This is a genomic window from Ferrithrix thermotolerans DSM 19514, assembly GCF_900128965.1.
In the GTDB taxonomy this organism is placed as follows: Bacteria; Actinomycetota; Acidimicrobiia; order Acidimicrobiales; family Acidimicrobiaceae; genus Ferrithrix; species Ferrithrix thermotolerans.
In genome coordinates this window covers 1-8,909 of sequence record NZ_FQUL01000054.1, presented here as the reverse complement: position 1 = coordinate 8,909, position 8,909 = coordinate 1, and the positions used below count along the sequence as shown (strand labels likewise).

Annotated in this window: 8 protein-coding genes and 2 pseudogenes; 5 read left to right on the top strand and 5 right to left on the bottom strand. The window is 50.5% G+C overall.

Features of this window, described 5'->3' with window-relative positions; all coding sequences use genetic code 11:
- Nucleotides 1-809 (bottom strand): IS1634 family transposase (locus tag BUA24_RS11085; RefSeq protein ID WP_178138818.1); only part of this gene is annotated, 809 nt, incomplete at its 3' end.
- A gap of 15 nt (nucleotides 810-824) precedes the next feature.
- Entirely contained in the window at nucleotides 825-965 is a 141-nt protein-coding gene (locus BUA24_RS11080; protein ID WP_178138817.1) for a hypothetical protein, read from the bottom strand.
- Nucleotides 966-1,182: 217 nt separating this feature from the next.
- On the opposite strand from BUA24_RS11080, the gene BUA24_RS11075 reads away from it, so the two are divergent.
- Both BUA24_RS11075 and BUA24_RS13490 read left to right on the top strand, forming a co-directional pair.
- On the top strand, nucleotides 1,183-1,515 hold the full coding sequence (locus tag BUA24_RS11075; RefSeq protein ID WP_143146538.1) for a tyrosine-protein phosphatase: 333 nt from the start codon (nucleotides 1,183-1,185) through the stop codon (nucleotides 1,513-1,515).
- 504 nt (nucleotides 1,516-2,019) lie between these two features.
- Entirely contained in the window at nucleotides 2,020-2,136 is a 117-nt protein-coding gene (locus tag BUA24_RS13490; protein ID WP_072792572.1) for an IS1182 family transposase, read from the top strand.
- 272 nt (nucleotides 2,137-2,408) lie between these two features.
- Here the strand turns inward: BUA24_RS13490 and BUA24_RS11065 are convergent, their stop codons facing one another.
- Nucleotides 2,409-3,665, bottom strand: a complete 1,257-nt coding sequence (locus BUA24_RS11065; RefSeq protein WP_072792570.1) for an MFS transporter — start codon at nucleotides 3,663-3,665, stop codon at nucleotides 2,409-2,411.
- Nucleotides 3,666-4,449: 784 nt separating this feature from the next.
- On the opposite strand from BUA24_RS11065, the gene BUA24_RS11060 reads away from it, so the two are divergent.
- The 3 genes and pseudogenes from BUA24_RS11060 (at nucleotide 4,450) to BUA24_RS13480 (ending at nucleotide 7,378) form a co-directional block, all read left to right on the top strand.
- Complete coding sequence (locus tag BUA24_RS11060; RefSeq protein ID WP_072792568.1) at nucleotides 4,450-5,190, top strand: (Fe-S)-binding protein; 741 nt, start codon at nucleotides 4,450-4,452, stop codon at nucleotides 5,188-5,190.
- Nucleotides 5,183-6,607: pseudogene (locus BUA24_RS13485) on the top strand (LutB/LldF family L-lactate oxidation iron-sulfur protein); the annotation flags it as partial. The gene BUA24_RS11060 and the pseudogene BUA24_RS13485, both read left to right, overlap by 8 nt.
- Before the next feature lie 159 nt (nucleotides 6,608-6,766).
- Nucleotides 6,767-7,378: a LutC/YkgG family protein gene (locus tag BUA24_RS13480; protein ID WP_419187305.1), complete on the top strand. Its 612-nt coding sequence runs from the start codon at nucleotides 6,767-6,769 to the stop codon at nucleotides 7,376-7,378.
- Between the two features lie 388 nt (nucleotides 7,379-7,766).
- Here BUA24_RS13480 and BUA24_RS11045 read toward each other — a convergent pair whose 3' ends face one another.
- Nucleotides 7,767-8,114 carry a hypothetical protein gene (locus BUA24_RS11045; RefSeq protein ID WP_072792562.1) on the bottom strand — a complete coding sequence of 116 codons (348 nt, stop codon included), beginning with the start codon at nucleotides 8,112-8,114 and terminating at the stop codon, nucleotides 7,767-7,769.
- A 453-nt stretch (nucleotides 8,115-8,567) separates the two neighbouring features.
- Nucleotides 8,568-8,909: pseudogene (locus BUA24_RS11040) on the bottom strand (IS1634 family transposase); the annotation flags it as partial.

The following is an 8,909-nucleotide window of genomic DNA, read 5'->3' as shown; positions in this document are numbered from 1 at the left end:
CGTTGTTTGTCAAAGAAGGTCTCAGAGTGGGTGAGGATCACTCGGTACTCACCTCCAAGGGCAGTAGTCCTGCTTTCATACGCAGTGATTCCCAAGAAGCGCTCTTCGTCAACGCTTATGTAGTCGCTTCTTGGTATGGCGAGAAGGTCTTTGTGCTGTGTTGGGGGAAGAGAGCCCACAAAGTGCATTTGACTCTCGTGGATGAGGGACTGATTTGACAATGAGTCCTGACCAGCGTCATAGACCATAGTGAGATCATGAGAGTTGCCAGCCACCTTCCCAAAGCCCACAAGGAGGTCTTTCACCATGATGGGGAACTGACTCACGTCAGAAGGGTTGCCGGGATAGGCATGACAGAGCAGCGGGATCCCTCCGTCGGTACTCACAATGAGCCCAAGTCCAATCAACCTCAGGTCGACACGCTTTTGCTTGGCGTGTCCACGTTGAGCAATGGGTGCTTTGGTGTTGGCGGAATCAATGTACGTAGCGAAGTTCGTCATATCTAACACGAGACCCAAGAGATCGACCCCAAAACTCTCAATGATGACTCCGGTGACCCGCTCTTCAATCTCTTTCATCTGCTTCGGTGTGAGCTGATCCATTGCATCCCAGAACCGACGGTGATCAAGGGCCTTCGCCTTGACAGTACAGAGTCGATCAACAACCGTTCGCTCTGCCCACTGTGCAAAGCCCAACTTCGACGTTGGAGCTACAACACGATTGAGCACTGCCAGGGGAAATATAGGTACCCACCGATGCACCAGCATCGCTTCGTCGAGCACCGACGACCTCATCGACAATGTCAGCAATACCGAGTTTCTCAATCACACTGCAGGTAGCGGCAACATCTCCAAAGCCAAGGTGACGAGAGTGCTTGGGATCTCCAGCTGATCCACCTTCAAGTAAAGCTGTAACCTCTTCGGCACTACCGAGATAGCGTTGTGAAACAATACGGGGTTTTCCATCGACACGGGCTGACTCGGTGAGGTAGTAATAGGTCTTGTTGCCTTGCTTCTTGCCAACCAAATATGCCATATATAGCTACTACCACAGATGGACAAACTTCGCGAATCTGTGACCAGCACAAACGCGCTGGTCACAGCCTTATTTAGAAATACTTTTGTAACACTCCAGATTTCCAAAATGTAGCTAGCCAGGAAACTCCCGCTAGAAGCACCAACTATAGTTCATTGTGCAGCTGGCAAGGACCGTACAGGGGTGCTCTGTGCCCTCATTCTCCTCATCGTTGGTGTCACCGAAGACGAGGTCATAAAGGACTACGCAGCGACCTCAACGAACATGGTTCGAATTCGCGAGCGCTTCAGTCGATTGCCAAGATACGCAAGGAACATGGTCCGGTTACCAGATGAGATCTATAGGTATGAGCCATCTACCGTGCAGATCTTCATAGCTGAGCTAAGGAGACGTTATAGGAGTGCAGATGCATGGGCACTGGCTAAAGGAATCGACTCCGAAACAGTGCAAAATCTAAAAAGTGCGCTCATATTACCTTGATCTCTATGTTTGTTCTGCTAGGTTCAAATTCCTAAAACTGGATACGTATGCTAAGTGGCACACGAACTCCGTTTCGCCTATCCAGCCTGCAATGTGAGCTACTTCTTCTAGAGGCAGTCGGCGGTAGATATCTGATACGCAAGTGATAGTGCTTGCCGTTGAACCACTTAGGCCCATTTGACCACTTTCGGTTCTCGGAGTCTGCTACACGAGTCTAGGCGAAAATTAGGGGCAGTTAAGGAGACATCTGTGTGCTGTCCTACACCATTTGCTTAGCTCAGCTAGATATTTTTCTCTCTCATGAACCGAAAGCTCCTAGCCCCATTTGACTGCCACCGTCGCTTTCCGTTCAACCTTGCTTGAGGCCGGATCTCTCTATCACTTCCTGGCTGAGCACCGCAGAGACATTCGCCGATGCTAGGTTCGCCTTAGTTCCATCTTTTTGGCACCGGGAGGTTATAGGTCACAGCCTCGCTCATTGCCTCGGTTGTGGTGTTTTAGACCTTGGAGGGGCTCTCCGACCGAGAGGCAGTTCACCAGGTACGCTATAAATTACGCTTCAATCTTGCTCTCGGTCTTGACCTTGAAGACAGGGGCTTTGATCCATCGGTTCTGACCTAATGGAAGACTCCCATCAAGGAGTCCCACACTACTACGCTCATCTTTGATCTGACCCGTGGGATTAGCAATGAGACCAAGATCATAAACACCCACACCAAGTAGATCCTTCACCTAAGTGGTTCTCATTGATGCTGTCATCACTCAAGACACCCTTAGCCAGATCATCGCTCAGATCGAACGTACTCGAACGCTCATTCCAGCCCTTTGTTGGGTGGAGACTACCCCCACGCAGTCTCTAAGGATAGGCAGCCTTTTGAAGCTTCGCTAGAGATCTACTTTGTATCGTAGTACTCGAGCGGCACCTTTCTAAATATCGCATAAAGCGCCAAGTCGTAGACTATCTTCAGTCCTCCCGATAGTAGAAAAGGCAACGAAAGCAAGGATGCAGAGCTTATAAGCGCTCCTGCAAGCACGGGACTTCCTCCAGTTCCAAGGCTCCTTGCACCGTTAGTCCAGCTGGCCAGATAGGAACGATCCCCGGTATCGACCATCGCCATAGTGTAGGCCTGTCTGGTAGGAACATCCATCTGGGAAAGTACGTGCCTTAGCAACAGCACTGCTACTGCGAGATAGGCGTTGGGCATTAGCGGTACCAGGATTAGCAAGATGTTCGACGGGAGGTGGGTAAACACCATCGTGTTCAAAAGTCCGAACACCTTTGCGAGTCTTGCTGCCGCAAACGACGACAACGCTGACAGGATATTTGTTCCAAAAAACAGCGCCCCTAGCTGCGTGAGGTCGAAGTGAAACCTAATCCTGAACCAAAATACCAAAAGGCCCTGAACAATAAGACCAGCGGAGAACGCGTCCAATGTGAACAGCGCTGTGAGGGTCATAACGATCCTCTTTACCTTCGGCGAGGGTCGATAAGAGGCCTTTGCGTCAGCCGTAGATGTCTTGGGACTTTCATCCGTCGCACTTTTTAGATGAGATACCTCGATATCTTCGCCAAGCACGTAGTAGAGAGCGAACTGAATCACTCCTGCTGCGGTATAGCCAAGGACTATCCAGGTAAAAAGCGAAGCTCCGAAGTGCCCTGAAGACCCCTGTGACAGTCCAATCCCAGCGGCTAGGGCTGCCCCAAGAGCCGTGGCACTATATCCAATAAAGTTAAAAAGAGCGTAGGTCTTTGTACGATCATGACCGCTGACAAGCTTCGACAACGCTGCCTGTTCGACCGCAAGGTACAGACCGATCTCTTTACCTGTAGGACTAATAGTTGCAAGTACGGCCACAACTGCCACCACCGCTATGTTGTGTGTTGTCAGCAGGACAGGCATCGAGAGCACCCACAGGAGAGAGCTGACTAGGAGAAGTCGTCGCCTCCCAATGGTGTCTATTTTTCTACCTAACAACATCGATGCTGCCGCCGAAGCAAGGAGCACCAAGGTATATGTAAAGCCCACATCGAGTGAGGGCACCTTGGAGTCGTGCCAGTAAAGCGGTAAGGCGATCGCTATGAAACCGAATGCAACCTCTCTCACCAATCGCGCAATAAGTAGGTACATCTCCTCTGCTGAAAGATGCATAAAATTTCCCTTCTTGTCGAACAAGAGTCAAAACAACTGTCCACTTCATTAGTCAAATCAGGTTTTGACAACCCTTCAGCAACTTGCCCCATGCACTCTCTAGATATCGGTCGACGCACCCTGGTGCATGATTGAAGCTTTCTCGAGACGGATTTCCCCGCCACCTTATACCTTTGATCATCGTTCTTCGTCATCTTTGATCTATATGTAAGAGCCTCAATGTCGAGAGTCCATCAGAATTTATAAAACAACCCAACACTTCCTTATTGAAGCTGCGCGATAAGTAAAGGCGACACCGAAACTTACGCAACTGTAGATCCAGGGATCCACCCTAAGAAATAGCCTCCGTTTACCATCTCGTTTTGGCTATACAACACATGCGTCGATGTCACTAGACGCCTCTCTGTTTTCGGTCTACCTCGTATGTGAGCCGACCTTGCCATTCCTAAACTACCAACAAAGCGGGACATTACTCTCCCGTGCCTCTGTTCTCCTTGACCTAAGGGGAAATCGTGTTCCCCTTGTGAGAGGTTTCTTCAATACGTAGATGATAGGTTCCATAAACGCTATCCAGCCTCTTGCACATAATTTCTCAGGATGCCAAAGGGAGACTATATGAGCCAAGAGATGTACACTTTGGGTCCACCTTGGCTTGTGGTGAGGGTTCTAAAAAGCTAGGATAAAAGCGTTTCAACTCACCCACGAGAGGTCTTGGTCTCGTGGATGATCGTGATCCCAAGTCCGCCAAAGACAGCTCTCACGAAGTCGCTAAGGTAGAAGTCAGATGAAGGTAGCTCTATTTATCACATGCGTGAACGATCTGATCTACCCGAGGACTGCACAGGCCACTTATAGAGTCCTTAGCAGACTCGGTCACGAAGTCGTATTCCCTAAAGAACAGACGTGTTGCGGTCAGCTCCACCTAAACGCTGGCTACAGAGACGAAGGGCTGAAACTGGCTCGCCGGTTTCACGATATCTTCTCAGACTACGAAGTAATAGTCTCCCCTTCTGCATCTTGCGTAGGTACAGTAAGAGATCTCTATGGATTCTCCGCAAGGCGACTTGGGGAAGACTCCCTAGCCGAAGAGCTCGAGGAGATCTCGGAACACGTTTTCGAACTATCAGAGTTTTTAGTAAATCGCTTAGGCGTAACTGACGTCGGTGCAGAGTTTCCACACAGAGTCGCCTACCACCCCACGTGTCACTCTCTCCGATCCTTGCACCTTTACGATCAGCCACTACAGCTTCTTCGTTCGGTCAGCTCTTTAGAGCTAGTGGAGTTTGAAGATTACACGAGTTGCTGCGGATTTGGTGGGATGTTTGCACTTAAGAACTCCGACGTCTCCGTAGCTATGGGAACAGACAAGCTTGTAAATATAAAAGATTCGGGAGCCGAGGTCTTATGCGCCGTAGACAATTCATGTCTGACGCACCTAGGGGGCGAAGCGTCTCGTATCTCCATGGGGATTCGAACCATGCACCTAGCTGAGATATTGGCAAGTGAAGGGGCGAGCCGTGGCTGAAAGACTCTTCTCCTCTGACACCTCATTTCCTAAACTTGCCAAGGTCGAACTAGGTGATACACAGCTTCGAAAAAACTTGCAGCACGCCACCCATACGATAAGGAACAGACGTAGAACCGTGGTCGATGAGGTGGAAAGCTGGCAGGAACTGCGAAAAGAAGCAGCCTTGATAAAGGATCACACTCTTAGCAACCTTGACACCTACTTAGAGCTTCTACAGCAGCAGGTAGAGGACAAAGGTGGGCATGTGCACTTCGCCCACGACGCCAAGGAGGCCAATGAGATCGTCAAGAACCTGGTAAGGACTACCGCTGTTAGCGATGTTGTCAAGGTAAAGTCCATGACAACTGCGGAGATAGGGCTGAACGACGCGTTGAAAGAAGCAGGCATAAACAGCTACGAGACGGACCTGGCTGAGCTAATAGTTCAACTAGACGACGACCTTCCCTCTCACATTCTCGTTCCTGCCATCCACAAGAACCGATCACAGATCAGAGAGATCTTTCTAAGAGAGATGGAAAAGAGAGGAACTCCGGCGCCGAAAGACCTTACAGACGACCCCGTGGCTCTTGCTTCTGCGGCTCGCATACACCTTAGGAACCGCTTCTTAGGGTCTAAAGTAGGGATATCTGGAGCAAACTTCCTGGTAGCTGAGTCAGGTTCTTTAGTAATAGTTGAATCGGAAGGCAACGGGCGAATGTGCGTGACCCTGCCCGAAACGCTAATCTCGATCGTGGGTGTAGAGAAGCTTCTTCCAACCTGGGAGTCGCTGAGCGTATTTATGCAGCTACTACCGCGCTCTTCAACTGGGGAGCGTATGAACCCCTACACCTCGATCTTCTCGGGAGTGACTCCCGGAGACGGACCGAAAGACTTTCACCTGGTTCTCCTCGACAACGGTAGAAGCGGCATGCTCAACGACCCATTCCGTCGTCAGACCCTAAGATGCATCAGGTGTTCAGCGTGTCTCAACGTATGTCCAGTGTACGAGAGGGCTGGCGGACATGCTTATGGTTCTCCCTACCCGGGACCAATCGGCGCCATTTTACAGCCACAGCTACGTCTAGGTACATGGGGTGAACTCGAACGCTCTTTACCCTACGCCTCTTCTCTTTGCGGTGCTTGCTACGAGGTATGTCCGGTCATGATCGATATACCAAAAATCTTAGTTGACCTAAGGTCGCAGGTCGTGGATGATAGGCGCACAACATCACCGCCTTCTATGGAAGCATTAGCTATGAGGGCTGTAAAGACTATTTTTTCCTCGAGTACGCTCTTTGAGCGAAGCGCTGCGCTATCTCAAGTTCCGTCCAAGCTTTTCCACGTCAATAAGATAAAACATCTGCCAGGCTACCTCTCTAGATGGACCAATGCCCGAGACCTCCCCTTACCCGGCTCTCCGTCCTTTCGACAGTGGTTAGGCGACAAGAGACCATCTGTAATAACGTTATCTGGATCTGCCCGACCTCGACCAAGATCTTCCCTCTCTTGGTCGAGGTTAAGACTCCGCTCTCTTGCCCTGGTTGGCTCCAAAAGAGCTAGGTCTATAAACGTTCCAACTTCCAAAAAAACAACTGTGTTATCCACGATCGCTTCTTCGTGTGCCACTAACGACGGCCTCCGGGGTGCTCCAGTTCCCAAGGTAAGACGAACCCAAGTGAACACGGCCCCTGAAGATGAACTGATTGAGCTGTTATGTGACAGACTGTCTGACTACAAGGCGCATGTACACGATTCAGACTCTGACTCCGTATTAGAAGTGATCACCGAGGTTCTTCGGGAAACAAACACTGGAACTATAGTCGTGCCCCAGGGTCTCCCAGAGGAGTACTATACCCATCTCTCTGCAAAGGTGACCGTCGACTCCGAAGATCTTGACGCCATCGAGTTAGACAAGATCGACACAGCTATAACACAGTGCGCGCTTGCTGTTGCTGAGACTGGAACAATCGTACTTGACGGGTCCCTCGGCCAAGGGCGCCGCATCGTATCTCTGATCCCCGATCATCACATCGTGATACTCAGAAAAAGTCAAGTGGTAAAGGGTGTTGCGGAGGCTGTAGACCGCCTCGACCCCACAAAGGCACAGACGTGGATCTCAGGACCCTCAGCCACATCTGATATAGAGCTTACGAGGATCGAAGGGGTGCACGGTCCGAGACGGTTGGATGTTATCCTAACGCACTAGCACCTCTCAAAAGAGCAGTACTTACCTACCTCGCTCAACCCTATAGGCCTCTTTAGCGTACGCAGGAAAGAGCTACGACAGCTAGAGACAGTTTAAGAACAAGTTGGTAACTAGCTAAATCGTTCCGAGGTCTAAGTAGTCTGAAACGATCTTTCGAGTTTGAGATGTAAGTTGAGCGCATGGGTCTATTACCGAACGCCGACCAGATAGGCTCAGTCGTCTCTTTGGTACCTAGAGCTCTAAATACCTCATTTGGCCACCTGAGGAGCACAATTATTAGCTACAGGAGCGATCCTTCACCCCTCAAAGCTCCATTTACGTCTCTGCAAAGCAGGCGCGTTGGTAGTGCAGGTGTAGCATCTTACCCCCGAAGGCGCAAACGCAGCTCCTAACCTAAACTCAGCTGAGCTACGAGATCATCTGGATCGTTATTGCCGATAAGAACCTCACCGTAGGCCATTCCTTTCAGAGTCAATCTGATACCTTCTCTCTCACCGTGGTGGATAACTACAAAGCTCTTGCCATCTCGAGAGATAAAGGTCCCAACTGCCATCACACCGGGAATGGAGGTGCCAGGAACTCTAAGTCCATGAACCGCTGTCAAGATGTCGTGCACGATCTCCACTTGCTCTATGGATTCGACCGGAATGGCCAGGTCTCCATGGATGGCTTCTACCTTTTCCAACGAACTTAGCTCTATCCGTACTACGTCTCCGTCTCGTACGATCGTTGCCATAGTCTCCCCCTTCCCCCAAGTGGGAATAAGACCTTACGCCACAACTCTACAGCAGAACTTCAAAGACCACTACTTTCCGTACCACCTGAGATCAAAGGTTAAAAAGTTATATCACCGCTCAACGTCTCTGTATTAGCGTTGTTGAATACCCTAGATATCACTGCTAGCGCTCCTATCCAGTACAAGCCGTCCTACAGTTCCAACGAAGGGCAATAACGACATTACCTGAGCGACAAAGTGTCGTTCATTCGTAGGTCTTCAGATAGCACGACGGAAACTCGCTTCATTAGGCGAGGAGGTGTCCGTCTCGACTCTAGACGTCTGTTGGTACAAAGGCAGCGCCAGGTCAACGTCTCAGGTTCGCGCCTTCGTTACACTGAACTTACCCCCACCATTCCAACTCATCCCTGCGCCTACCTGGGGTTTTGGTCTATCTAGGGCTCAGTTTTACTGTCACACGCTCAACTTGGCCCCAATTAGTTCAAAGGCTCGTCGCTGCAAGGGGGTAGGGGTTGTGGTTTTGGTGAAGGTCACATCACAACCCTTGACCCGGCACGTCAGCTCTTCGAGGGTGTCGAGTTCGCTCAAAAGGGTACGAAAGCTCGCCACCTCTTGACCGTCTCTGTTGACCTTGGTTGCGGCCTTGGCCTTAGCAGAGGCGGAGACCACCTTCTTGGCAACGGGTGAGCTTGGTTTTGGTGGCTCCTCATCACGGAAGGTCAACTCGCTCAAGCGCTCCTTTGCGAGATGGAGAAGGTGGGCACTTAGCATGCAGGCAAAGAGGGATGCGCGAAC

What these genes read in the sequence shown, in the direction of transcription:
- BUA24_RS11060 (WP_072792568.1), top strand. Translation starts at nt 4,450, where the DNA reads ATGAAGGTAGCTCTATTTATCACATGCGTGAACGATCTGATCTACCCG.
- BUA24_RS11080 (WP_178138817.1), bottom strand. Translation starts at nt 965, where the DNA reads ATGGAAAACCCCGTATTGTTTCACAACGCTATCTCGGTAGTGCCGAAG.
- BUA24_RS11065 (WP_072792570.1), bottom strand. Translation starts at nt 3,665, where the DNA reads ATGCATCTTTCAGCAGAGGAGATGTACCTACTTATTGCGCGATTGGTG.
- BUA24_RS11045 (WP_072792562.1), bottom strand. Translation starts at nt 8,114, where the DNA reads ATGGCAACGATCGTACGAGACGGAGACGTAGTACGGATAGAGCTAAGT.